At 72.2% G+C, this 22634-nt stretch carries 20 protein-coding genes and 2 pseudogenes; 11 read left to right on the top strand and 11 right to left on the bottom strand.

Annotated elements, in window-relative coordinates:
* The first annotated feature begins 19 nt into the window (after nt 1-19).
* On the top strand, nt 20-985 hold the full coding sequence (locus OG352_RS35710; protein WP_329222598.1) for an FAD-dependent oxidoreductase: 966 nt from the start codon (nt 20-22) through the stop codon (nt 983-985).
* Between the two features lie 31 nt (nt 986-1016).
* Here the strand turns inward: OG352_RS35710 and OG352_RS35705 are convergent, their stop codons facing one another.
* The gene (locus OG352_RS35705) at nt 1017-2972 is read right to left on the bottom strand and encodes a Xaa-Pro dipeptidyl-peptidase (RefSeq protein ID WP_329222597.1); all 1956 of its coding nucleotides are present in this window, start codon (nt 2970-2972) and stop codon (nt 1017-1019) included.
* Between the two features lie 167 nt (nt 2973-3139).
* Between OG352_RS35705 and OG352_RS35700 the strand changes: the two genes are divergently transcribed.
* Both OG352_RS35700 and OG352_RS35695 read left to right on the top strand, forming a co-directional pair.
* Nucleotides 3140-4618 (top strand): M1 family metallopeptidase, encoded by a 1479-nt coding sequence (locus tag OG352_RS35700; RefSeq protein WP_329222596.1) that lies wholly within the window; start codon nt 3140-3142, stop codon nt 4616-4618.
* A gap of 63 nt (nt 4619-4681) precedes the next feature.
* Nucleotides 4682-4855 (top strand): hypothetical protein, encoded by a 174-nt coding sequence (locus OG352_RS35695; protein ID WP_329222594.1) that lies wholly within the window; start codon nt 4682-4684, stop codon nt 4853-4855.
* Nucleotides 4856-4895: 40 nt separating this feature from the next.
* Here OG352_RS35695 and OG352_RS35690 read toward each other — a convergent pair.
* The 4 genes and pseudogenes from OG352_RS35690 to OG352_RS35675 all read right to left on the bottom strand — a co-directional run.
* A pseudogene (locus tag OG352_RS35690) lies at nt 4896-5210 on the bottom strand (PfkB family carbohydrate kinase); the annotation flags it as partial.
* A gap of 93 nt (nt 5211-5303) precedes the next feature.
* On the bottom strand, nt 5304-7481 hold the full coding sequence (locus OG352_RS35685) for a 3-hydroxyacyl-CoA dehydrogenase NAD-binding domain-containing protein (protein WP_329222593.1): 2178 nt from the start codon (nt 7479-7481) through the stop codon (nt 5304-5306).
* 41 nt (nt 7482-7522) lie between these two features.
* On the bottom strand, nt 7523-8737 hold the full coding sequence (locus OG352_RS35680) for an acetyl-CoA C-acetyltransferase (RefSeq protein ID WP_329222592.1): 1215 nt from the start codon (nt 8735-8737) through the stop codon (nt 7523-7525).
* 65 nt (nt 8738-8802) lie between these two features.
* Nucleotides 8803-10002, bottom strand: a complete 1200-nt coding sequence (locus tag OG352_RS35675) for a CaiB/BaiF CoA transferase family protein (protein ID WP_329222591.1) — start codon at nt 10000-10002, stop codon at nt 8803-8805.
* 183 nt (nt 10003-10185) lie between these two features.
* Between OG352_RS35675 and OG352_RS35670 the strand changes: the two genes are divergently transcribed.
* The gene (locus OG352_RS35670) at nt 10186-11358 is read left to right on the top strand and encodes a saccharopine dehydrogenase family protein (RefSeq protein WP_329222590.1); all 1173 of its coding nucleotides are present in this window, start codon (nt 10186-10188) and stop codon (nt 11356-11358) included.
* Nucleotides 11359-11382: 24 nt separating this feature from the next.
* Here the strand turns inward: OG352_RS35670 and mmpA are convergent, their stop codons facing one another.
* Nucleotides 11383-11529: a morphogenic membrane protein MmpA gene (gene mmpA, locus OG352_RS35665; protein WP_443072522.1), complete on the bottom strand. Its 147-nt coding sequence runs from the start codon at nt 11527-11529 to the stop codon at nt 11383-11385.
* 273 nt (nt 11530-11802) lie between these two features.
* On the opposite strand from mmpA, the gene OG352_RS35660 reads away from it, so the two are divergent.
* Nucleotides 11803-11991 carry a hypothetical protein gene (locus OG352_RS35660; protein ID WP_329222589.1) on the top strand — a complete coding sequence of 63 codons (189 nt, stop codon included), beginning with the start codon at nt 11803-11805 and terminating at the stop codon, nt 11989-11991.
* Here the strand turns inward: OG352_RS35660 and OG352_RS35655 are convergent.
* Together OG352_RS35655 and OG352_RS35650 are read right to left on the bottom strand one after the other, a co-directional pair.
* The gene (locus OG352_RS35655; protein ID WP_329222588.1) at nt 11967-12662 is read right to left on the bottom strand and encodes an endonuclease V; all 696 of its coding nucleotides are present in this window, start codon (nt 12660-12662) and stop codon (nt 11967-11969) included. The genes OG352_RS35660 and OG352_RS35655 overlap by 25 nt on opposite strands.
* Before the next feature lie 79 nt (nt 12663-12741).
* Nucleotides 12742-13794 carry a WD40/YVTN/BNR-like repeat-containing protein gene (locus tag OG352_RS35650; RefSeq protein WP_329222587.1) on the bottom strand — a complete coding sequence of 351 codons (1053 nt, stop codon included), beginning with the start codon at nt 13792-13794 and terminating at the stop codon, nt 12742-12744.
* Nucleotides 13795-14110: 316 nt separating this feature from the next.
* Here OG352_RS35650 and OG352_RS35645 point away from each other — a divergent pair, with 316 nt between their 5' ends.
* From OG352_RS35645 to OG352_RS35630, 4 genes are all read left to right on the top strand, one after another.
* Entirely contained in the window at nt 14111-14527 is a 417-nt protein-coding gene (locus OG352_RS35645; protein ID WP_329222586.1) for an SsgA family sporulation/cell division regulator, read from the top strand.
* Between the two features lie 278 nt (nt 14528-14805).
* Complete coding sequence (locus OG352_RS35640) at nt 14806-16428, top strand: ABC-F family ATP-binding cassette domain-containing protein (RefSeq protein ID WP_329222585.1); 1623 nt, start codon at nt 14806-14808, stop codon at nt 16426-16428.
* Nucleotides 16429-16540: 112 nt separating this feature from the next.
* Nucleotides 16541-17317, top strand: a complete 777-nt coding sequence (ddaH, locus tag OG352_RS35635) for a dimethylargininase (protein WP_329222584.1) — start codon at nt 16541-16543, stop codon at nt 17315-17317.
* A gap of 217 nt (nt 17318-17534) precedes the next feature.
* A complete protein-coding gene (locus tag OG352_RS35630; protein WP_329222583.1) occupies nt 17535-18509 on the top strand; it encodes an acyl-ACP desaturase in 975 nt (324 codons plus the stop codon).
* A gap of 175 nt (nt 18510-18684) precedes the next feature.
* On the opposite strand, the gene OG352_RS35625 is transcribed toward OG352_RS35630, so the two are convergent.
* Nucleotides 18685-18930 (bottom strand): WhiB family transcriptional regulator, encoded by a 246-nt coding sequence (locus tag OG352_RS35625; RefSeq protein WP_329222582.1) that lies wholly within the window; start codon nt 18928-18930, stop codon nt 18685-18687.
* A gap of 209 nt (nt 18931-19139) precedes the next feature.
* Between OG352_RS35625 and OG352_RS35620 the strand changes: the two genes are divergently transcribed.
* A complete protein-coding gene (locus OG352_RS35620) occupies nt 19140-19931 on the top strand; it encodes a VOC family protein (protein WP_329224085.1) in 792 nt (263 codons plus the stop codon).
* A gap of 59 nt (nt 19932-19990) precedes the next feature.
* Here OG352_RS35620 and OG352_RS35615 read toward each other — a convergent pair whose 3' ends face one another.
* A complete protein-coding gene (locus OG352_RS35615) occupies nt 19991-21028 on the bottom strand; it encodes a LacI family DNA-binding transcriptional regulator (protein WP_329222581.1) in 1038 nt (345 codons plus the stop codon).
* Nucleotides 21029-21201: 173 nt separating this feature from the next.
* Here OG352_RS35615 and OG352_RS35610 point away from each other — a divergent pair.
* Nucleotides 21202-21456, top strand: a pseudogene (locus OG352_RS35610) (3-keto-disaccharide hydrolase); the annotation flags it as partial.
* A 64-nt stretch (nt 21457-21520) separates the two neighbouring features.
* On the opposite strand, the gene ligD reads toward OG352_RS35610, so the two are convergent.
* Nucleotides 21521-22543, bottom strand: a complete 1023-nt coding sequence (ligD, locus tag OG352_RS35605) for a non-homologous end-joining DNA ligase (protein WP_329222580.1) — start codon at nt 22541-22543, stop codon at nt 21521-21523.
* Nucleotides 22544-22634 lie beyond the last annotated feature (91 nt).

The following is a 22634-nucleotide window of genomic DNA, read 5'->3' as shown; positions in this document are numbered from 1 at the left end:
CGTCGGCTAACGTCCGGGCGTGGACACTCGGTTGGGCGGCGAAGTGATCGTGGTCGGCGGCGGGGTCATCGGGCTGACGACGGCCGTCGTCCTGGCCGAGCGGGGTCTGCGGGTCCGGGTCTGGACGCGCGACCCGGTCGAGCGGACCACCTCGGCCGTGGCCGGCGCACTGTGGTGGCCGTACCACATCGAGCCGAAGGTGACGGCGCGGGCGTGGGCACTGCGTTCGCTGGAGGTCTACGAGAAACTCGCCGAGCGGCCCGAGGCGACCGGGGTGCGCCTGGTCCACGGGGTGCTGGGCGAGACCGACCCGGCGGACGTCGAGAGCTGGACGGCGGGCCGGCTGACCGGGCTGCGACGGGCCACGGCGCACGAGTACGGCGCCGGGACCGGCGTCCGGGCACGGCTACCGCTGATCGACATGTCGACGTATCTGCCGTGGCTGCGGGAGCGGCTGCTGCGGGCGGGCGGCACGGTCGAGGAGCGGACGGTGACGGACCTGGCGGAGGCCGACGCGCCGGTCGTCGTCAACTGCACGGGGCTGGGCGCCCGGGAGCTGGCCGCGGACCCCTCGGTGCGACCCGTACGGGGTCAGCTCGTCGTCGTGGAGAACCCCGGTGTCGACACCTGGCTCGGCTCCACCGCCCCGGACGGCACGATGGCCCACTTCTTCCCGCAGCCCGGTCGGCTGCTGCTGGGCGGCACCGCGCAGGACGACGACTGGTCGCTGGAGCCGGACCCGACGGTGGCCGAGGCGATCGTCCGGCGCTGTGCGGCCCTGCGGCCGGAGATCGCCGGGGCGCGGATCCTGGAGCACCGGGTGGGGCTGCGGCCGGCCCGGGACGCCGTACGGCTGGAGCGGGCGGAGCTGCCGGACGGACGGGTGGTCGTACACCACTACGGGCACGGCGGAGCGGGCGTGACCGTGGCCTGGGGATGCGCGGACGAGGCGGCCGAGCTGGTGCTCTCGGCCGCCTCCCGCTAGTCGATCTACAGAGCTGCGGGTACTACGGGTACTACGGGATCCGGTAGGTGTGGTGCGGCGGTGTCCCTACGACGTCCAGGGGCCCGGCGTCGGGCGTGACCTGCGCCGTCGCCGGTGCCGTGGACGTGGCGCGGGCGAAGGCGGCGGCGCCTCCGACGAGCGGGACCCGGGCCGAGGTGCGGGACAGGTCCAGGGTGAGGGTCGGGGTGTCGGCGGGCGGGTCGATGAGGTCCTTGTCGGTGCCCGCGACGATCAGCGCGAGGCGGTGGCCCTTCGGTACGACGTGGTCGGTGGCGGCCAGGTCGAGGGTGATCGTGTAGCGCTTGCCCGGGGTGAGCGGGACGCCCTTGCCGGGGTTCGCGTAGGTGCCGAGGTCGGCCCAGCCGCGGCTGACGACGGTGGCGGTGACGTCGGCGGTGTCGGCCGCGGTCACCTTGAAGCAGGCGCTGTCGCCCGCCGTGCTCGCGCCCCAGCAGGTGCGGTCGGTGAGGGTGGTGATGCCCTCGCCGCTCCCGCCGTAGTCGCGGACGGTGTCGGGGCCGAGGTCGACGAGTACGGCGGTCAGGTGGGCCGTGGCGGTGGTGGGCGTCGCGGTGACGGTGACCTGGGACGAGCCGGAGACGCGCAGGTCGCGGGTGAGGGGCCCGGTGACGAATCCGGCCTTGGCGGGGGTCGGCGAGTCGATCCGCGCGGCCCAGTCGGTCTCGCCGAGGCCCGGGTCGTCGGTGAAGGCGGCGGTGCCCTTGCCCTTGCGCAGGCCGAGCGTGCCGACGCCCGCCTGGGCGCCGGTGGCCGGGCGCAGGGTGGTCTTCTGTGTGCCGCGCGGCGGCCAGACGGACGAGGTGACCCACTGGTCGGGGTGGCGCTCGACGTCGGCCATGGGCTCGCGGTCGACGCCGTTGTCGTAGCCGAGGAGTTCGTGGTCGAACCAGCGGTGCAGGGTGTCCACCCAGGCGGCCCGGCGGAAGTCGAAGGGGTCGACGTGGCCGGTCTGGGAGAGCCAGATCTTGCGCTCGACGCCGTTCTTCGCGAGGGCGTCCCACCACTGGCCGAGGTGCTTGGTGCGGACGTTGAGGTCCTGCATGCCGTGCACGAGGAAGACGCTGGCCTTGACCTTCGACGCGTTCCTGACGTAGTCGCGCTCGGCCCACAGGGAGGTCAAGTCGCCGGTGCGCGGGGCCTCGTCGACGAGTTTGCGCTGAACGGCGGCGCACTTGGAGCGGGCGTCGGGGCTGTCGACGTAGTCGGAGAGCCAGTCGGGGCCGGAGTCGTAGAGGGGGGCGCCCTGGGCGAAGTAGTAGTCGTACCAGGACGATATGGCGCTGATCGGGACGATGGTCTTCAGGCCCCGCACGCCGGTGGCGGCGACGCCGTTGGCTATGGTGCCGTCCCAGCTCTTGCCGATCATGCCGGTTCTGCCGTTGGTCCAGCCCGCCTTGGCGGTCGTGGTGCCGGTGCGGGTGGTGTAGGCCCTGGCGCGGCCGTTCAGCCAGTCGACGACGGCCTTCGCGGACTGGACGTCGGAGCGCCCGCCGACGTCCACGCAGCCGTCGGAGCGGTTGGTGCCGGCGAGGTCGACGCCGACGAAGGCGTAGCCGCGCGGCACGAAGTAGTTGTCGTAGAACAGCGGCATCTGGACGACGCGGCCGTTCGCGTCGTACGTCTTGAGCTGGCTCTCGTTGCCTCGGCCGCAGCAGGAGTAGTAGGGGCTGGCGTCCATGATGACGGGCACCTTGCGGCCCTGTGCGGCGGGTTCGCGGGGGCGGACTATGTCGACGGCGACGCGGTCCGGCCGCCCGTCGCGGTCGCCGTCGAGTCCGGTGTCGACCCAGACCGCTTCGCGGACGGCGTGGTCGTAGGAGTAGACGGGCCTGCTCTCGCGGGGCGCGCTGTGGGCGGCCGCCGGGGTGAGGGAGGCGGCCACCAGGAGGGTGAGGGCGGCGGTCGCGAGCGGTCTCCAGACCGTGAAGCGCATGCGTGTCGACATGCGCGGGACGGTACAGCGGGCAACTCCCGTACAGAAGAGGGCGATTGTGAGGCCGTTGTGGCACGACCGTGCTGTCTGGCCGGAACTCGCCCACTGGGTCCTGTGGGGCCGGGCAGGGAGTCAATAGGCTCCGAACAGCCTTCGTACCCCCACTACTTGGAGCTTTCGTGCACCGCAGACTCATCGCGCCGGGCGCGCTCGCCGCCGCGTCCGTGTTGCTGGCGATCCCGGCCTCCGCCGCGGGCTACTCCCCCGGTGCGTCGGGCATCGGCGACCCCTACTATCCGGCCTACGGCAACGGCGGCTACGACGTCTCCCACTACGACCTGCGGCTGACGTACCAGCCGGTCACGGACGAGTTGGCGGGGACGGCGACGATCCTCGCGAAGACCACCCAGGACCTGTCGAGTTTCGACCTGGACTTCCTGCTGGACGTCCAGGAGGTCCGGGTCAACGGTGCCACGGCCGCGTTCGCCGCCTCGGGCGAGCACGAGTTGGTGGTCACGCCGAAGCAGCCGCTGGCGAAGGGCAGTTCCGTCACGGTCGTCGTCCGCTACAGCGGGGTGCCGTCGACGAAGAGCGCGTACGGCTTCTCCACCTGGCACCGAACTCCGGACGGCGCGGTCGCGGCGGACGAGCCGGAGTCGGCCTGGTGGTGGTTCCCGAGCAACGACCACCCGCTCGACAAGGCGACCTACGACGTGTCGGTGGCCGTGCCGGACGGCACCCAGGCCATCTCCAACGGCACGCTCCAGTCGACGACTTCGCGTCTCGGCTGGACCCGCTACACCTGGCGTCAGAACAAACCGCAGGCGACCTATCTGGCCACACTGGCGCTCGGCAAGTTCGACATCACGACGAGCACCTCGGAGGGCGGGGTCCCGGTCGTCAACGCCTACAGCAGGGATCTCGGCGACAACGACGGGGCGGCGCGGGCGAGCGTGGAGCGCACCGGGGAGATCGTCGACTGGCTGAGCGGGTACTTCGGGCCGTATCCCTTCGGCACGGCGGGCGGGTATGTGCCGAACACCACGACGAGCTACGCGCTGGAGACGCAGACCCGCGTGTTCTACAGCCCGCGGCAGTTCGCGAACGGCTCCAACACCTCTGTGGTGGTGCACGAGTTGGCCCACCAGTGGTACGGGGACTCGGTGTCTCTCAAGGGCTGGAAGGAGATCTGGCTCAACGAGGGCTTCGCCCGGTACGCGCAGTGGCTGTGGTCCGAGCACGAGGGCGAGGGCACGGCGCAGGAGCTCGCGGACTACACGTACGCCTCGCATCCGGCCGACGACGCGTTCTGGACGGTGAGGCCGGGCGACCCCGGCGCCGAGAACCAGTTCGACGCCGCCGTCTACGACCGGGGCGCGCTGGCCGTTCAGGCGCTGCGGAACGAGATCGGCGACGACGCGTTCTTCGCCGTCCTGAAGGGCTGGCCGCAGAAGTACGCGTACGGCAACGCGACGGTCGCCGACTTCCGGGCGTACGCCGAGCAGGTCTCCGGGAAGGAGTTGGGCGCGCTGTTCGACGCCTGGCTGTTCCAGCCGACGAAGCCCGCGGCTGTCGCGCGGACGGTGACGGCGGTGGCGCCGGTGCAGCCGAAGTCGTGGAAGAAGATCGAGGCGACGAACTCCGTGCACGCGGGCTGAGTCGCGGCGCGTCTGCCGGGTATCACTGTGTGAAGGAAGCGTGGATACCGACGGGAGTCAGTCATGGCGGGGGCGGGCAATGACAACGGCAACGAGCGAACGTGGCGGGTGCTGGCGGGGATCGGCGGGATAGGAGTCGGTATCGGCCTGATCGCCGGGGTCCCTGTGCTGGGTCTGCTGGGGGCGCTCTGCGTCTTCGTCGGCCTGATCGGGCTGGTGGTCACGCGACGCAAGTAGCCGCCGTCGCCGCCACATCGGCTCCTCACCGGCTCACCGGCTAGCGGAGGACCGCCGTGAGGAGTGCGTCGCGGGACAGGGCGGCGCTCTCGGTGGCCGGGACGGTGCACGCGTACGCCCCGGCCACAGCGCCCAACCGGGCGCAGCGGTGCGGCGGTTCACCGCTGAGCAGACCGAAGACGAACGCGGCGGCGAAGGCGTCGCCCGCGCCGTTGGAGTCCACCACCGGTGCGGGCGGCGCGACCGCCGGTATGTGGGTCAGGTCGCCGTCGGCCAGGAGGTGGGCCCCCTCGGCCCCGGCGGTCACGACGACCGCCTCGGCGCGGCCACGCCCGGCTCGTCGCCGCGCTACGCGAGTACGACTGACTCGCCAGTCTGAGGAGTCGGGGAGCTGCCGGAGTGGCTCGGGGAGCCGCCCGTGGGCGGCTCCCCCTGACCCGGCCGGGGGTCAGCGTGCGTCGGTGAAGGTCTCGCCCCGTTCCGCCTTCGTCACCAGTAGGGCAGGCGGGGTGAAGCGGTCGCCGTAGCGGTCGGCGAGTTCACGCGCGCGTGCTACGAAGCCGGGGAGCCCGCCTTCGTAGCCGTTGACGTACTGCAGGACGCCGCCGGTCCAGCCGGGGAAGCCGATGCCGAAGAGGGAGCCGATGTTGGCGTCCGCTACGGACGTCAGCACGCCCTCTTCGAGGAGCTTGACGGTGTCGAGGGCCTCGGCGAAGAGCATGCGTTCCTGCATGTCCCGGAACGGGATCTCCGTGCCCGCGCGCGTGAAGTGCTCGCGCAGGCCCGGCCACAGGGCGGCGCGCCGGCCGTCGTCGCCGTAGTCGTAGAAGCCCGCTCCCCCGCTGCGGCCGGTGCGGCCGAACTCGTCGGCCATGCGGTCGATGACGGCTTCCGCGGGGTGCTCGGGCCAGACGCCGCCGGCCTCCTCCACGGCCCGCTTGGACTCGCCCCGGATCTTCTGCGGGAGCGTGAGCGTCAGGTCGTCCACCAGGGCGAGCACCTTGCCCGGGTAGCCCGCCTGGGCCGCCGCCTGCTCGACGGAGGCGGGCTCGATGCCCTCGCCGACCATGGCGACGCCCTCGTTGATGAAGTGGCCGATCACCCGTGAGGTGAAGAAGCCGCGCGAGTCGTTGACGACGATCGGCGTCTTCCTGATCTGCCGGACCAGGTCGAAGGCGCGCGCGAGCGCCTCGTCGCCGGTGCGCTCGCCCCTGATGATCTCGACGAGCGGCATCTTGTCGACGGGCGAGAAGAAGTGCAGGCCGATGAAGTCGCCCTGGCGCTCGACGCCTTCGGCGAGGACGGTGATGGGGAGGGTGGAGGTGTTGGAGCACAGCAGGGCGTCGGGGCCGACGATGTGCTCGATCTCCTGGAAGACCTTGTGCTTGAGGGCGGTGTCCTCGAACACGGCCTCGATGACCGCGTCGCAGCCGGCCAGTTCGGCGGGGTCCGCGGTGGGCGTGATGCGGGCGAGCAGCGCGTCCGACTTCTCCCGCGTGGTCCGGCCCCGGGCGACGGCCTTGGCGCACAGCTTCTCGGAGTAGCCCTTGCCCCGGGCTGCGGCCTCGGCGGAGACGTCCTTCAGGACGACGTCGATGCCCACGCGCGCGCACGCGTAGGCGATGCCGGCGCCCATCATCCCGGCGCCCAGGACGGCCACCCTGCGGACCGTGCGCGGCTCGACGCCCTTGGGGCGGCTGAGGCCGGAGTTGACGGCCTGGAGGTCGAAGAAGAACGCCTGGATCATGTTCTTCGACGTCTGTCCGGCGGCCAGTTCGACGAAGTAGCGGGACTCGATGACCTGCGCGGTCTCGAAGTCGACCTGGGCGCCCTCGACGGCCGCGGCGAGGATGTTGCGCGGCGCCGGGTAGGGGGCGCCGTTGGACTCCTTGCGCAGGCTCGCCGGGAAGGCGGGCAGGTTGGCGGCGAAGCGGGGGTTGGCGGGGGTGCCGCCGGGGATGCGGTAGCCGGGCCGGTCCCAGGGCTGCTGCGACTCGGGGTTCGCGTCGATGAAGGCGCGGGCCTTGGCCAGGAGTTCGTCGGGGGTGGCGGCGACCTCGTCGATCAGGCCGTTGTCCAGGGCGCGCCGCGGGCTGTATTGGGTGCCCTTGAGGAGCACCTTGAGGAGGGCGTCGGTGATGCCCAGGAGGCGGACGGTGCGGACGACGCCGCCGCCTCCGGGGAGCAGCCCGAGGGTCACCTCGGGGCAGCCGATCTTCGAGCCGGGGGCGTCGAGGGCGACCCGGTGGTGGCAGGCGAGGGCGAGCTCGTAACCGCCGCCGAGGGCCGCGCCGTTGAGTGCGGCGACGACGGGCTTGCCGAGGGTCTCGATGCGGCGGAGGTTGCGCTTGATCTCCAGGCCGCCGTCGAACAGTTCCCGGGCGGTCTCCGGGGTGACGCGGATCAGGTCGCGGAGGTCGCCGCCGGCGAAGAAGGTCTTCTTGGCGGAGGTGATGATGACGCCCCGGATGGTGTCCTTCTCCGCCTCCAGGCGGTCGGTGACGGCGGCGAGGGAGGTGCGGAAGGCCGCGTTCATGGTGTTCGCGGACTGGTCGGGGTCGTCGAGGACGAGGGTGACGAGGCCGGTGCGGTCCTGTTCCCAGCGGATGGTGGTGCTCTGTGTCATGACGGGGTCTCCGTAGAAGTCTCTGGGCTGCGCTGGGGTGGTCAGACGCGCTCGACGACGGTGGCGATGCCCATGCCGCCGCCCACGCACAGGGTGGCGAGGCCGTAGCGCTTGTCCTGGCGCTCCAGTTCGTCGACGAGCGAGCCGAGGATCATCGCGCCGGTGGCGCCGAGCGGGTGGCCCAGCGCGATGGCGCCGCCGTTGACGTTGATCTTGTCCAGGGACAGGCCCATGTCCCGCGCGAAGCGCAGGACGACCGCCGCGAACGCCTCGTTGATCTCGACGAGGTCGATGTCGTCGATGGTCAGGCCGGCCTTCGCGAGGGCCTTGCGGGTGGCGGGCGCGGGACCGGTGAGCATGATCGTCGGCTCGGACCCGGAGACGGCGGCGGAGACGATCCGCGCGCGCGGGGTGAGCCCGTACCGCTCGCCGACCTCCTTGGAGCCGATCGCGACCAGGGAGGCGCCGTCGACGATGCCGGAGGAGTTGCCCGCGTGGTGGACGTGGTCGATCTTCTCCACCCAGTGGTACTTCTGCAGCGCCACCGCGTCGAAGCCGCCCAGCTCGCCGATGTCGGCGAAGGAGGGCTTCAGCCTGGCCAGGGAGTCGGCGGTGGTGCCGGGGCGCGGGTGCTCGTCGTGGTCGAGGACGACGAGGCCGGCGCGGTCCTTCACCGGGACGACGGAACGGTCGAAGCGGCCCTCCTTCCAGGCCGTCGCCGCCCGTTCCTGCGACAGGGCCGCGTACTCGTCGACGTCGCGCCGGGAGAAGCCCTCGACGGTGGCGATGAGGTCGGCGCTGATGCCCTGCGGCACGAAGTTGACGGCCAGGTTGGTCATCGGGTCGTTGAACCAGGCACCGCCGTCCGAGGCCATCGGCACCCGGGACATGGACTCCACGCCGCCCGCGAGGACCAGGTCCTCCCAGCCCGAACGGACCTTCATTGCGGCCAGGTTGACGGCCTCCAGACCCGAGGCGCAGAAGCGGTTCTCCTGCACGCCCGCCACGGTGTCCGGCAGGCCGGCCGCGAGCGCGGAGATGCGCGCGATGTCGGAGCCCTGGTCGCCCACCGGCCCGACCACGCCGAGCACGATGTCGTCGATCGCGGCCGGGTCGAGGCCGGGGAAGCGGCCGCGGAGCTCGTGGATGAGGCCGACGACGAGGTCGATGGGCTTCGTTCCGTGCAGGGCGCCGTCCGCCTTGCCGCGACCGCGCGGGGTGCGGATCGCGTCGTACACGTACGCTTCGGTGCTCACTGGTAGGCCTTTCGGGGAGGGTGGGCGAGCCGGGCGGGGTCAGTCGCCCTGGTGCGGAAGATCCTTTACGGAACGGACGGGTCCACCGACGCGTTCCCGGGGGTGCTCACGGGAGCGTCCTCGGGGGTCTGCGCGAGGTCCGTCACGAGTCCCGGTATGTCCCAGTCCCGGGCCACCGTGCGCGTGTCGGCGCCGGGTCGCGCGGGCCCGGTGCGGACGGCCGTGGGCGTCGCGGAGAAGCGGGGCGCGGGGGCTGGCTGGGTGATGCCGGCGTGGTCGGTGAAGGTGCCGCGGGCCGCGAGGTGCGGGTGGTGCGGGGCCTCGCGCAGCGACAGCACGGGCGCCACGCACGCGTCGGAGCCTTCGAAGAGCGCCGCCCACTCGTCCCGGGTACGGGCCTTGAAACGGGCGGCGACGGCCTCGCGCAGCTCGCCCCAGCGCGCCCGGTCCTTGCGGGCGTCGCGGAAGTCCCCGAGGCCCAGGAGGTCCACGAACTCGTCGTAGAACTGCGGCTCCAGGGCGCCGACGGCCACATACCCGCCGTCGGCGGTCTCGTAGGTGCCGTAGTACGGGCAGCCGCCGTCGAGGAGGTTGGCGGCGCGCCGGTCCTGCCAGCCGCCGGCCGCGAGCATGCCGTGGATCATCGCGGACAGGTGGGCGGTGCCGTCGACGATGGCCGCGTCGACGACCTGGCCGGTGCCGTGCGCGTGGGCGTGGTGCAGTGCGGCCAGGACGCCGACGACGAGGTAGAGGGAGCCGCCCGCGAAGTCGCCGAGCAGGTTGGCGGGGGCCGGCGGCGGCCGGTCCGGGTCGCCGATCAGGCCGAGGGCGCCGGTGAGGGCGATGTAGGTGACGTCGTGGCCCGCGCGGTGGGCGAGGGGACCTTCCTGGCCCCAGCCGGTCATCCGGCCGTAGACCAGCCGGGGGTTGCGGGCGTGGCAGTCCTCGGGTCCGACGCCCAGCCGCTCGGCCACGCCGGGCCGGTAGCCCTCGACGAGGACGTCGGCGCGGGCGGCGAGGTCGAGCACGCGCGCGGGGCCGTCGGGCGACTTGAGGTCGACGATCACCGAGCGCTTGTTGCGGTTGGTGACGTCGTGGGCCGGGTCGACGGCGAGGGAGGAGCCGCCGGGGCGGTCCACGCGGACGACGTCGGCGCCCAGGTCGGCCAGGAGCATGGCGGCGAAGGGTGCGGGGCCGAGCCCGGCGAGTTCCACCACGCGCACGCCGGTCAGCGGGCCGTGGCCGTCCGTCCGTGCCGTTGCCATCCGACTCCCTCGCCGTGACCCGACCGATGTGACATCAGTGATGCTAGGAACGCGTTCCAGTGGGCACAAGAGTCGAACGAGCAAGCGCTTAGCCACTTTGGGGGCACCTGCTGTCGGGCTCCGTACTCCTCACGCTAGCCTCGGCCACCGACAGCGGCACGGGCTGCGCGGCAAAGGGGTGTCATGAGCAGGCTGAAAAGGTCGGACCGTCCGTACGACATCGTGCTCTTCGGGGCCACGGGCTTCGCGGGAACGCTCACCGCGCGGTACCTCGCCGCCCACGCGCCCGCCGGGCTGCGCTGGGCGATCGCCGGCCGGGGCGTGGAGAAGCTGGAGCGGCTGCGCGAACGGCTCGGCGTGGACGTCGGGGTGCTGCGGGCCGACGTCCGCGACCCGGCGTCGCTGCGCGCCCTCGCGGAGCACGCGCGCGTGGTCGCCACGACCGTGGGCCCCTATGTGGCGCACGGCGAGGAGATCGTCGCCGCCTGCGCGGACACCGGCGCCGACTGTCTCGACCTCAGCGGTGAGCCGGAGTTCGTGGACCTGATGTACGTCCGGCACGACGCACGCGCGCGGGAGACGGGTGCGCGCCTGGTCCACGCGTGCGGCTTCGACTCCGTCCCGCACGACCTGGGCGTGTACTTCACCGTCCGGCAGCTTCCGCAGGGCGTGCCCCTGACCGTGGACGGCTTCGTGACCGCCGACGCCGCCTTCTCGGGCGGCACCTTCGCCTCCGCGCTGGGCCAGTTCGCGCGCGGCCGTCAGATGGTGGCCGCCGCGCGGGAGCGCGGGCGGCACGAACCGCGCCTGATGGGCCGCCGCGCCGCCGCGCCGGTGGGCGCGCCCCGGTTCGCCCCGGAGGTCGGCGCGTGGGCGCTGCCGCTGCCGACCATCGACCCGCAGATCGTGCTCCGGTCGGCGCGGGCGCTGGAGCGCTACGGGCCCGACTTCCGCTACCGGCACTACGCGGCCGTACGGCGGCTGCCCGTCGCCGTGGGCGCGGTCGCGGCGGTCGGGACGCTCGTCGCGGCGGCCCAACTGCCGCCCGCCCGGCGCTGGCTGTCGGACCGGCTCAAGCCGGGCGACGGGCCCAGCGCGGAGAAGCGGGCGCGGAGCTGGTTCTCCGTGCGGTTCGTCGGCGAGGGCGGCGGCCGGCGGGTGTGCACCGAGGTCGCGGGCGGCGATCCCGGCTACGACGAGACGGCGAAGATGTTCGCCGAGGCGGCGCTGTCCCTGGCCTGCGACGACCTCCCGCCGACGGCGGGGCAGGTCACGACGGCGGTGGCGATGGGCGACGCGCTGACCGAGCGGCTGATCCGCGCGGGCATCCGGTTCCGGGTCGCGGCGAGCCGCTGAACGGGCCCTACGGCTGAACCGGCCCTACAGGGGCCACTGCACGACCGTGTAGATCATCCCGACGATCCAGCCCAGCCCCGCCAGGACGGCGAGGATCAGAGCGGCGTTCACGGCACGCTCGACGGGGCGGTGGGGGTCGGCGGGGGGCTTCGGGGCACGGTGGGTGGCCATTCGGTGCGTGGTCATGCGGGCCAGCCTGCCGGGCGCGGGGCCGGCCGCACATCCGTACGGGTACTCAGACGACGTACTCAGACGCCCGCGCCTCGCCCGCCCCGCCGGCCCCGCCCGTGTCCTCTGCCCTCTGTCCTTGATTTGAGACTTTCCGCGCCGCTCACCCGGCCCCTGCCCGGCGCCTCCGCTCCAAAGTGCCAACGAGCACTTCAATGAAACGATTGAAGTGCTTGATCTGCTTGATCTGCACGGTCGGAGCGAAAGGGGAGCAGTGTGAAGTTCGTTCTCGAGGTCACGGTGGACGAGGGTGCGGCGGCCCAGGATCCGGTGGGTGAGCTGGGGCGCATCCTGCGGTACTGGGGCGGCAACCTGAAGCACTACGCAATGGAGGCCGGGGACGGTTCGGCGATCTACGATTCCGCGTACCAGGAGGTGGGTCAGTGGCGGATCGTCGCCTCCTGAAGCGCCTTCCGGCACAGTGAGTCCGCCCTGCGGGTCGTCTCCGGGAGGCGGAACTCCGGGGTGAGGGCGAGGGTGTGGGCGCAGGCGCCGTCCAGGGTGACGCGGTGGCCGACGGACACGAAGACCGGCTTCACGCCCGCCCTGGTGCGCATCGCCCGCCCCACCTCGTCGTCGCCCGCCAGCAGCGGGGACGTCGCACCGCGCGGGGCGTCCGGGTCGTCGTACGTGAAGGTGAACGGGTTCTTGGCGACGCCGATCGTGGGCAGGCCGGTGAGGACCCCGAGGTGGCTGGCGAGGCCGAAGCGGCGCGGGTGGGCCAGGCCGTAGCCGTCGCAGACGACCAGGCCCGGCGGGCGGGGCAGGGCGTCCAGGGCGGCGAGCACGGTGGGGATCTCCCGGAAGGCGAGCAGCCCGGGCACGTACGGGAAGGAGATCCGCCCGACGGCCGTGGCCTCGGCGACGACCTCGAGGCTCGCCGCGTCCAGCACGACGGCCGCCGCCGCGACGACGTCCCGCTCGTCGTCGTAGGCGACGTCGACCCCCGTGACGTACCCCGTCCCGGGCGGCGGGCCCGGCTCGTCGAGCACCACCCGCGCGCGCAGCGCGTCCTGGACGGCTCGGGCCTCTTCCTCGGTCGCGGGCCAGCCCGCCGGGATGCTTACGGTCGTCATAGTGGGACGAGCGTAGAGCTCCCGCGCGCGGGCCCGCGATCATGTTTCCGGCGGCTCGTCTTTCCGGCGGCTCGTCGGCTCAGTTCTCCAGGCGGGCCACGCGCCCCTGTTCGCCGGCGGCCCAGCAGCCGAGGTCGGGGGCGCAGTCCACGGTGTCGTACGAGCCCGGGTCGACGGTGCGCCAGGTGCGGCCGGCGTCGGTGGTCAGGTCGGTGCCGGTGGGGCCGACCGCGAGGGCGGCGGTGCGGCTGTGCGGGAGCCAGGCGACGCCGGAGCGGTAGGCCGGCGGGGGTGTGGCGGCGGCCCGCCAGGTGCGGCCCGCGTCGCCGGTCGTGGCGGCCGTCTGGGGGGAGGGCTGGTCCGCGCGGTAGTCGCCGCCGACGGCGAGGCCGTGGACGCGGTCGCGGAAGGCGAGGGCGAAGACCCCGCGCGCGGGGTCCCCGGCGGGGATCGGGGCGTCGGTGGCCGTCCAGGTCAGTCCGCGGTCGGACGAGTGCAGCACACGCGCGCGTGCGGCCCCGCCGGTGGCCAGCCAGACGTCCCTGGCCCCGGAGGCGACCAGGCACTGGCCGCTCGCGGCGAAGCCCGCCTCGCCGTCCAGGGCGGCCGGCATGCCCGCGTCGGGCAGCACCTTCCAGGAGCGGCCGCCGTCACTGGTCGACAGGATGCGGAACCTGCCGTCGACCGGGTCGCTCACGGCGAGGCCGTGGCGGCGGTCGAAGAAGGCCAGGCAGTCGTAGAAGGCGTGCGCGTCGGTGTTGCGGAAGGACTCCGTCCAGGTCGCCCCGCCGTCCTCGGTGCGGTAGACGCGGGAGGCCTCGCCCTCACCGATGGCGAGCACCACGGCGCGGCGCGCGTCGAACGCCTCGATGTCCCGGAACTGCAGGTCGGCGGCGCCTGGCGGAGAGACGTTTCGCCAGCTCGCGCCGCCGTCGGCGGTGCGCAGGACGGTGCCCTGGGTGCCGGCCACCCACGCGGTGGCGCGGTCGACCGCCGCGAGGCCACGGAACCGTACGGCGGGGGCGCCGGTGTCCTTGAGGTCCCAGTGCGGGACCGCGGGGCCCGGTGTGTGCGCCTGGGCGGGCAGGGCGGTCAGGACGGCGAGCGCCGCCCCGCAGGCCGCCGCGGCCACTCGGCCGCTCCTGCGTACTGTCCGCACCGCTCGTACCGCCCGTACCGCCCATATCGTCCGTAACGTGCGTCGCGTGTTCCCCAAGCGCCTCATGGCGGGCGAAGCTAGCCCACGACTTTCGATGCCGTCCAGATGGCCGCGATCGCCTCAACCGCCTTGTGGAGCACGGGAGGAGAGCTGAATCACTTCCGCGCATGAAACACGGTGACCGAGGTCACTCGGAATTCGTGCGCACTGATGGGCCGGTTCGGCGTCTCATCCAGTGTCCGGACCCACCGCCCGGAAGTTCGTCCCGCCGTCACGAGGGAGCAAGGCGTTGTCCATCGTCATCGAGCAGCCCGTAGAGGCCCGTCTGGTCGCCGCCGCACCCCGGATGCCGAGCATCCCCGCCACACTGCACTACGACCGGCACGATCCGTTCGCCGTCCGCATGACCTTCCCCGCTCCGGCCACCCTGGAGGGCGTCGAGGTCTGCTGGACCTTCGCCCGTGAGCTGCTGGCCGCGGGGCTGCACGAGGCCGAGGGCCACGGCGACGTCCGCGTCCGCCCCTACGGGTACGACCGCACGGTGCTGGAGTTCCACGCGCCCGAGGGCACCGCCGTCGTGCACGTCCACTCGGCGGACATCCGCCGCTTCCTCGACGCCACCGGCGAGCTGGTGCCCGCCGGCAGCGAGTACCGGCAGCTCGACCTCGACCACGACCTGGCAGAGCTGATGCGGGACGCCTGCTGACCTTTTTTAATCCTTTGACTGTGTCGCCGGCCCCTCCTACCGTCTGACACGGTCCTGTTGTCGCCGATTGGAGAAGGACGTTGCTCGTCTGAGGTTCTGAGACACCGCGCCGCACCCGTGAAGGGGTGGGCGTCGCGTGCGACCTCGGCGTTCGAGCCGTCCTTGCGCAACAGGGCTTTTCCGATGCCCTCGCGCTCCCCGCTCCCGTGGTGGTCGCCGCCTCCCGGTGTCTCGACACGCGTATGCCCCTGACCGCACACGCAACCACGAGGCCCGCTTTGACACGATCCATCACCTGTACCTCCCTCGCCTTCTCCTGGCCCGACGGCACCCCCGTCTTCGAGGGACTCGACGTCGCCTTCGGGCCCGGCCGGACCGGACTGGTCGGCGTCAACGGCTCCGGCAAGTCGACCCTGCTGAAGCTGATCGCCGGAGACCTCACTCCCGCCGACGGCGCCGTGCGCCGCACCGGCGAGGTCGGCCATCTCCCGCAGAACGTCACCCTGGACACGGCGCTCAAGGTCGACGAAGCGCTCGGCATCGCCGCGCAGCGGGCCGCCCTGCACGCCATCGAGGCCGGTGACGCGTCCGAGGCCCACTTCGAGACCGTCGGCGACGACTGGGACGTCGAGGAGCGCGCCCTGGCCACCCTCGGCGAGCTCGGACTCGGCCACATCGACCTGGACCGCACCATCGGCGAGGTGTCGGGCGGCGAGTCCGTCCTGCTGCGGCTGGCCGCACTGCTGCTGCGCCGCCCGGACGTCCTGCTGCTGGACGAGCCGACCAACAACCTCGACCTGTACGCCCGCCGCCGGCTGTACGCGGCCGTCGCGTCCTGGCCGGGCGTGCTGATCGTGGTCAGCCACGACCGGGAACTGCTGGACCTCGTCGACCAGATCGCCGACCTGCGGTCCGGGGAGATCACCTGGTACGGCGGCAACTTCTCCGCGTACGAGGACGCCCTCGTCACCGAGCAGGAGGCCGCCGAGCGCATGGTGCGCGTCGCGGAGTCCGACCTGCGCAAACAAAAGCGCGACCTGACCGACGCCCGGGCCAAGCTGGCCCGGCGCAAGCGGTACGGGCAGAAGATGTCCGACCAGAAACGCGAACCGAAGATCGTCATGGGGGCGCGCAAGCGCGCGGCGCAGGAGTCCGCGGGCAAGCACCGGATCATGCACGAGGAGAAGCTCGCCGAGGCCAGGGAGCGGCTCGACGACGCGGTGGAGGCCGTCCGGGACGACGACGAGATCCGTGTCGACCTGCCGTACACGGCCGTCCCCCCGGGGCGTGACGTGCTCACGCTCCTGGATCTCCGGCTCGCGTACGGCGCGCGCGTGGCGGGCGGCTTCGACCTGCGCGGGCCCGAGCGGGTGGCGCTGGTCGGGCGCAACGGCGCGGGCAAGACGACGCTGCTGCGCACGATCGCCGGGGAGCTGGCGCCGCTGGCGGGCGAGGCGCACGCGCGCGTGCCGCTGCGTTTCCTGCCCCAGCGCCTCGACGTCCTCGACGGCTCGCTCACGGTCGCCGAGAACGTGGCCCGGTTCGCGCCGGCCGCCACGCAGAACCGGATCCGGGCCCGGCTGGCCCGCTTCCTGTTCCGGGGCGCCCGCGCCGACCAGAAGGCGGCCACGCTGTCCGGCGGGGAGCGCTTCCGGGCGACCCTGGCGGCACTGATGCTGGCCGAGCCCGCGCCGCAACTGCTGATGCTGGACGAGCCGACCAACAACCTCGACATGGCCAGCGTCCGCCAGCTCACCACGGCCCTGGAGTCGTACGAGGGCGCGCTGATCGTGGCCAGCCACGACCTGCCGTTCCTGGAGTCGATCGGCATCACCCGGTGGCTGCTGCTGGACGGGGAGCTGCGGGAGACGACGGCGGCGGAGGTGGCCGACCCGCAATAGTCACCGCGGGTTGTTACCGCGGGGTTTTGCCCTCGTGGTCCCGCGCTGCATGATGGCTGACCGGCGCCGCGCCCGGGGCGCCGGTCGTACCACCCGATTCGGAGACCTGGACGTGCCCAGCAAGAAGGCCCTCATACGCCGCCCCAGCCCGCTACTCGCCGAAGGCCTGGTGACGCACGTCGAGCGGGAGAAGGTCGACGTGGGACTCGCCCTGGAGCAGTGGGAGGCGTACGCCGAGGCGCTGCGCGCGCACGGCTGGGAGACCGTCGAGGTCGACCCGGCCGACGACTGCCCGGACTCCGTGTTCGTCGAGGACACGGTGGTCATGTACAAGAACGTCGCCCTGATCGCGCGCTCCGGCGCCGAGTCCCGGCGCGACGAGACCATCGGCGTCGAGGAGGCCGTGGCCCGCCTGGGCTGCTCGGTCAACTGGATCTGGGAGCCGGGCACGCTGGACGGCGGTGACGTGCTCAAGGTCGGCGACACCGTCTACGTCGGCCGGGGCGGGCGGACCAACGCGGCCGGCGTCCAGCAACTGCGGGCCGCCTTCGAACCGCTCGGGGCGCGGGTCGTGGCCGTACCGGTGAGCAAGGTGCTGCACCTGAAGTCGGCGGTCACGGCGCTGCCGGACGGCACGGTGATCGGGCACATCCCCAAGGTGGACCGGCCGTCGCTGTTCCCGCGCTTCCTGTCGGTGCCCGAGGAGTCCGGCTCGCACGTGGTGCTCCTCGGCGGCCCCCAGGTGCTCATGGCGGCCGGCGCGCCGAAGACGGCGGAGCTGCTCGCCGAACTCGGGCTCGAGCCCGTCGTGGTCGACATCGGCGAGTTCGAGAAGCTCGAGGGCTGTGTGACTTGCCTCTCGGTGCGGCTGCGCGGGCTGTACGCCTGAACGGGTGATCGGATCACCTTTTCAGCCCTGGGACCTGCGCATCCAGGAGCTGTCGGCATGGTCCGAATTGCCCAGTGGAGCACGGCTGATCAGCGATCTTTACAGCGTTCTTAACCTACGGCTTCGTAACCTACGGGTTCGTAGCCTACGATCCCGTAAGTTCCGGTTTCGCTCGCCGGACGGTTCCGCTCCGTTTCTCGCCCCTTCTGGAGAACCCGTGACGATCACCACCCCTCACCTCGGCAGCCCCGCCGTCTGGACCGACGCCAAGCTGCTGTACGCGCTGGAGGAAGTGGTCGAGACGGAACTCAACCGGCACCTGAAGGTCACCAAGGACTGGATGCCGCACGAGTACGTGCCGTGGAGCGACGGCCGTAACTTCCCGGGCTTCTTCGAGGACGGCGAGGCCTGGGACAAGGAGCAGTCCAAGGTCACCGAGATCGGCCGGATCGCGCTGGTCGTGAACCTCCTCACCGAGGACAACCTCCCCAGCTACCACCACGAGATCGCCTCGCTCTTCGGCCGCGACGGCGCCTGGGGCACCTGGGTGCACCGCTGGACCGCCGAGGAGGGCCGCCATGGCATCGTCATGCGCGACTACCTCCTCGCCTCGCGCGCGGTGGACCCGGACAAGCTCGAAGCGTTCCGTATGCAGCACATGAGCGAGGGCTTCGAGTCGGACAACCGGCACTCGATGCTGCACTCGGTCGCGTACGTCGCCTTCCAGGAGCTGGCCACCCGCGTCTCGCACCGCAACACCGGGCACCAGTCGGGCGACCCGGTCTGCGACCGCATGCTGGCGCGCATCGCGACCGACGAGAACCTCCACATGGTCTTCTACCGCAACCTCCTGAAGGCCGCGTTCGAGCTGGCCCCCGACCTCACCATGCAGGCCGTGCGCGACGTCCTCGTCAACTTCCGGATGCCCGGTCACGGTATGCCCGGCTTCGAGCGGTTCGCCGCGCAGATGGCGATCGGCGAGGTCTACAACCTGCGCATCCACCACGACGATGTCATCCAGCCCGTGCTGCGCTTCCTCAAGGTCATGGAGATCGACGGTCTCGGCCCCGAGGGACAGAAGGCGCAGGAGGAGATCGGCCTGTACATGGGCGGCCTCGACTCGGAGGCGTCCAAGTTCGACGAGAAGCTGGCGACGCGCAAGGCCCGTATGGCGGCCCGCGCGGCCGGCTGACGGGACGTAGGAACGCAGGACCGCAGGACCCCGCCGACGGCCCGCACCGGGAATCGATTTCCCGGTGCGGGCCGTTCGCGTTCGGACGTGCCCCCGGATCCTGACCGCACCCCCGCGACGCGGTCCTCTGGATTCCCGGGTCGGCGCGACGTCACGGTCGGCTCGACGGTACGGGTCAGGGCGCGGGGCGCCTGATCTGCAGGCGCTCCTTCTCGGACAGGCCGCCCCAGACGCCGAAGCGCTCGTCGTTGGCGAGGGCGTACTCGAGGCAGGCGGGGCGCATCTCGCACATGCCGCAGATGCGCTTCGCCTCCCGCACGGAACTGCCGGGCTCGGGAAAGAAGAAGTCCGCCCCGGTCTGCGCGCACAGCGCTTCCCGCTGCCAGGCGAGGTCGGGTGTGGGCATCGTGTCGGTGTACATGGCGAGAATCGTGCCCGGCGGCGAAAAACGTTCCATCAACGCCGCATATACGTGCCGTGGCGAGGCCCCCGGCCGCCCCGATGACGGCCCGCCCGGCATCGCGACGCACGGCGGCGCGCAGCACGCCCGGCGTGCTCCGGCAGCGATTGTCAGTGGGCGGTGCAAGACTCGGCGGCACAGAGAACGGGACCCTTCAGAGGAGGCCCATGATGCTGACCACCCGCTTCGTGAACGGTGCGCCGAACTGGATCGACGTCGGCACGTCCGACATCGACGGCGCCACTTCCTTCTACAACGCCCTCTTCGGCTGGCGGTTCCAGTCGGCGGGACCCGACGCCGGCGGCTACGGCTTCTTCCAGTTGGACGGGAAGACCGTGGCGGGCGGCATGCAGACGACGCCCGAGCAGGGCCCGCCGTCGTGGACGGTGTACTTCCAGACGCCGGACGCGGAGTCCACGGCCAAGTCCGCCGAACAGGCCCACGGCAGAGTGTTCTTCCCGCCGATGGACGTGATGGGCAAGGGCACGATGGCGGTCCTCGCCGACCAGGCGGGCGCGTCGTTCGGCCTCTGGCAGCCGGCTGTCACCAAGGGCGTGGACGTGGCGAACGCGCCCGGCTCCCTCTGCTGGGTCGAGCTGTACACGCCGGACATCGCCGCGGCGGCCGCCTTCTACGGCGCGACGCTGGGTCTGGAGACCTCGGCCGAGTCCTTCCCCGGCGGCACGTACACCTGCGTCAACCCCGCCGGCGCCGGGGAGGAGTCGATGTTCGGCGGGATCGTCCCGCTGGCCGACGATCCGACGGAGGCCGAGTCGGGGCCGTACTGGCTGCCGTACTTCGAGGTCACCGATGTGGACGCGATCGTCGCCAAAGCGGAGGAACAGGGTGGCGGGGTGCGGATGCCCGCCACCGACGTGGCGACCGTCGGCCGCATCGCCAAGCTCGCCGACCCGTACGGGGCACGCTTCGCGGTGATCAAGAGCGCGCAACAGCAGACGTGAGGCGATGACGGGCGGGCGCCGGCACTGTTTACCGGCACGGGTTACCGGCACCGACCGGGCTAGGCCGAGGTGCGGCGCACCACGGTGGTCGGGAGGACCACACCGCCCGGTGCGTCGTCGGCAGCGGAGTCGGCGGTGTGTCGGTCGAGGCGGCGCAGCAGGAGGCGGGCCATGATCCGGCCCATCTCCTCTATGTCCTGACGGACCGTCGTCAACGGCGGGTCGGTCTGTTCGGCGACGGGCAGCATGTCGTCGAAGCCGACCACCGCGACGTCCTCGGGCACCCGCCGTCCGCGTTCGCGCAGGACGCGCAGGGCGCCCGCGGCGGTGAGGTCGTTGGCGGCGAACACGGCGTCGACGTCGGGGCAGCGGTCGAGGAGTTCGCGCATGGCCCGCTCGCCGCCGCCGGGGGTGAAATCGCTTTCGACGACGAGCCGCGGGTCGGCGTCGCCCATGACCTCCCGGTACCCGTCGAGCCGGTCCGCCGCGGACGTCTGGTCGAGGGGACCGGTGAGGTGCGCGATGCGGGTGCGGCCGAGGCCGGCCAGGAGGCGTACGGCGTCGCGGGCGCCGCCGCGGTTGTCGCTGTCGACGTACACCACGTCCCGCGTGCCGTCGCTCCAGCCGGGGCGCCCGCCGAACACGGTCGGCACACCGGCGCCCTGGATCAGGCCGGGCAGCGGGTCGGCGAGGTGCAGGGAGAAGACCAGGGCCCCGTCGACATGGCCGCCGGCCAGGTAGCGGGCAACCCGGGCGTGGTCGTCGCGGCCCTCGGTGAGCAGCAGCACGAGCTGGTTGTCGCGGGCGGTCAACTCCTTGCTGATACCGCGGAGTTGGAGCGCGAAGAAGGGGTCGGCGAAGACCCGGGTCTCCGGTTCGGCGATGACGACGGCGACAGCGCCGTGCCGCTTCGTCACCAGGCTGCGCGCGGCCTGGTTGGGGACGTACCCGAGCTCGTCCACGGCCCGCCGCACGCGCTCGACGAGCGGTTCCCGGACGCCGTCCCCGCCGTTGACGACCCGTGACACGGTCGCCCGGGAGACCCCGGCCCGCGCGGCCACCGCCTCCAGCGTGGGACGCGACACTGTCTCGGTCACTTCGGAGCTCCTCCTGGCCGGCTGCCGATCAGGATAGCTCCGGGTGAGGGGCACGGGAGGGGTATGGGAGGTGCAGGGGATGCGCGCGGTGAGAGCGCTCTCTGTGCCGGGCCTCAGTGCGCGTGCGGCTCGTACCCGGGGATCGTGCCGTCGGGCTTCTTCACCAGGAACAGTCCGGGGCCGGCGTCACCCAGAAGGGCACCTGGAACGACTACGAGATCAGGGTGGTCGACCAGCACTACTCGGTCTACCGCAACGGCGTGCTGATCAACGAGTTCGACAACACCGGCGGCCAGGAGTTCGTCCCGCCCCGCGCCGACGACCCGGGCACCGACGGGCGGCGCTTCGCCTCCGGTTACGTCGGGCTGCAGGTGCACAGCGCGACGGACGTCGTCTCGTACCGGGACATCCGGATCAAGGAGCTGTAGGCCGCGGAGAGGGCGGAGCGGGCGAAGGAGGGCCGGAGGAAGAGGGCGAAGGAGGCGGCGCCTGCTACGACGGGGGCGTCTCCTTCTTCGCCCGGCTCGGCTGCACCCGCTTGGGCTCGCCCGGCATCTTCGGGTACTCCGGCGGATACGGCAGATCGCCGAGGCCGTGGTCGTGTTCGTCGCGGCGGGCCAGTTCGAGGAGGGCGTCGAGGGAGAAGGCGTGGTCGTCCATGTCGGCGTGCACGTCGCCGAGTCGGGCGTAGCGGGCCGGCATGGTCGCGAGGTCGAAGTCGGCGGGGTGCGCGTCGTCGACCTCCTCCCAGCGCAGCGGCGCCGAGACGGGGGCGTGCGGGCGCGGTCGTACCGAGTAGGCGGAGGCGATCGTGCGGTCCCGGGCGGTCTGGTTGTAGTCGACGAAGATGCGCTCGCCCCGCTCCTCCTTCCACCACTTGGTCGTCACCTGCTGCGGCATCCGCCGTTCCAGCTCCCGGCCGACGGCGATGGCGGCGCGCCGCACCTGGGTGAAGGTCCAGCGGGGTTCGATCGGCACGAAGACGTGCAGGCCGCGACCGCCGGAGGTCTTGGGCCAGCCGCGCAGACCGCCGAACTCGTCGAGGACGGCGCGCAGTTCGTGGGCGGCGCGGATGGCGGCGTCGTAGTCGGTGCCGGGCTGCGGATCGAGGTCTATGCGGAGTTCGTCGGGGCTGTCGACGTCGTCCCGGCGGACCGGCCAGGGGTGGAAGGTGAGGGTGCCGAACTGGGCGGCCCACAGGACGGCCGCCTCCTCCGTGGGGCACATCTCGTCGGCGCTGCGTCCGCTGGGGAAGGTGATGTGGGCGGTCGGGATCCAGTCGGGCATGTTCTTCGGCGCGCGCTTCTGGAAGAAGGACTCGCCGGTCACGCCGTCCGGGTAGCGCTCCAGGGTGGTGGGGCGGTCGCGCAGGGCGCGCAGGATGCCGGGGGCGACCGCCTGGTAGTAGCGGGCGAGGTCCAGCTTGGTGAAGCCGCGCTCCGGGAAGAAGACCTTGTCCGGGCTGGACAGCCGTACCGTCCGCCCGGCCACTTCCAGTTCCACCGCATCGCCCATGCGAGCCACGGTAGACACACCCGTGCCACCTCGCATCAGCTCGCCCCGGGCCCGCACCCGCACCCGGGGCCGGCTCCCACACCGGGCGGTC

The organism is Streptomyces sp. NBC_01485 (genome assembly GCF_036227125.1).
Taxonomy (GTDB): Bacteria; Actinomycetota; Actinomycetes; order Streptomycetales; family Streptomycetaceae; genus Streptomyces.
Note: the sequence above shows the minus strand (reverse complement) of the source record. Positions and strands in the feature narration are given on the sequence as shown.

Bases quoted from the DNA above. Each gene is read 5' to 3' on its own strand.
- ligD (WP_329222580.1), bottom strand. From the start codon at position 22,543: ATGGGCGATGCGGTGGAACTGGAAGTGGCCGGGCGGACGGTACGGCTG.
- mmpA (WP_443072522.1), bottom strand. From the start codon at position 11,529: ATGGCCACCCACCGTGCCCCGAAGCCCCCCGCCGACCCCCACCGCCCC.
- OG352_RS35670 (WP_329222590.1), top strand. From the start codon at position 10,186: ATGAGCAGGCTGAAAAGGTCGGACCGTCCGTACGACATCGTGCTCTTC.
- OG352_RS35695 (WP_329222594.1), top strand. From the start codon at position 4,682: ATGGCGGGGGCGGGCAATGACAACGGCAACGAGCGAACGTGGCGGGTG.
- OG352_RS35675 (WP_329222591.1), bottom strand. From the start codon at position 10,002: ATGGCAACGGCACGGACGGACGGCCACGGCCCGCTGACCGGCGTGCGC.
- OG352_RS35655 (WP_329222588.1), bottom strand. From the start codon at position 12,662: ATGACGACCGTAAGCATCCCGGCGGGCTGGCCCGCGACCGAGGAAGAG.
- OG352_RS35685 (WP_329222593.1), bottom strand. From the start codon at position 7,481: ATGACACAGAGCACCACCATCCGCTGGGAACAGGACCGCACCGGCCTC.
- OG352_RS35705 (WP_329222597.1), bottom strand. From the start codon at position 2,972: ATGTCGACACGCATGCGCTTCACGGTCTGGAGACCGCTCGCGACCGCC.
- OG352_RS35620 (WP_329224085.1), top strand. From the start codon at position 19,140: ATGCTGACCACCCGCTTCGTGAACGGTGCGCCGAACTGGATCGACGTC.
- OG352_RS35625 (WP_329222582.1), bottom strand. From the start codon at position 18,930: ATGTACACCGACACGATGCCCACACCCGACCTCGCCTGGCAGCGGGAA.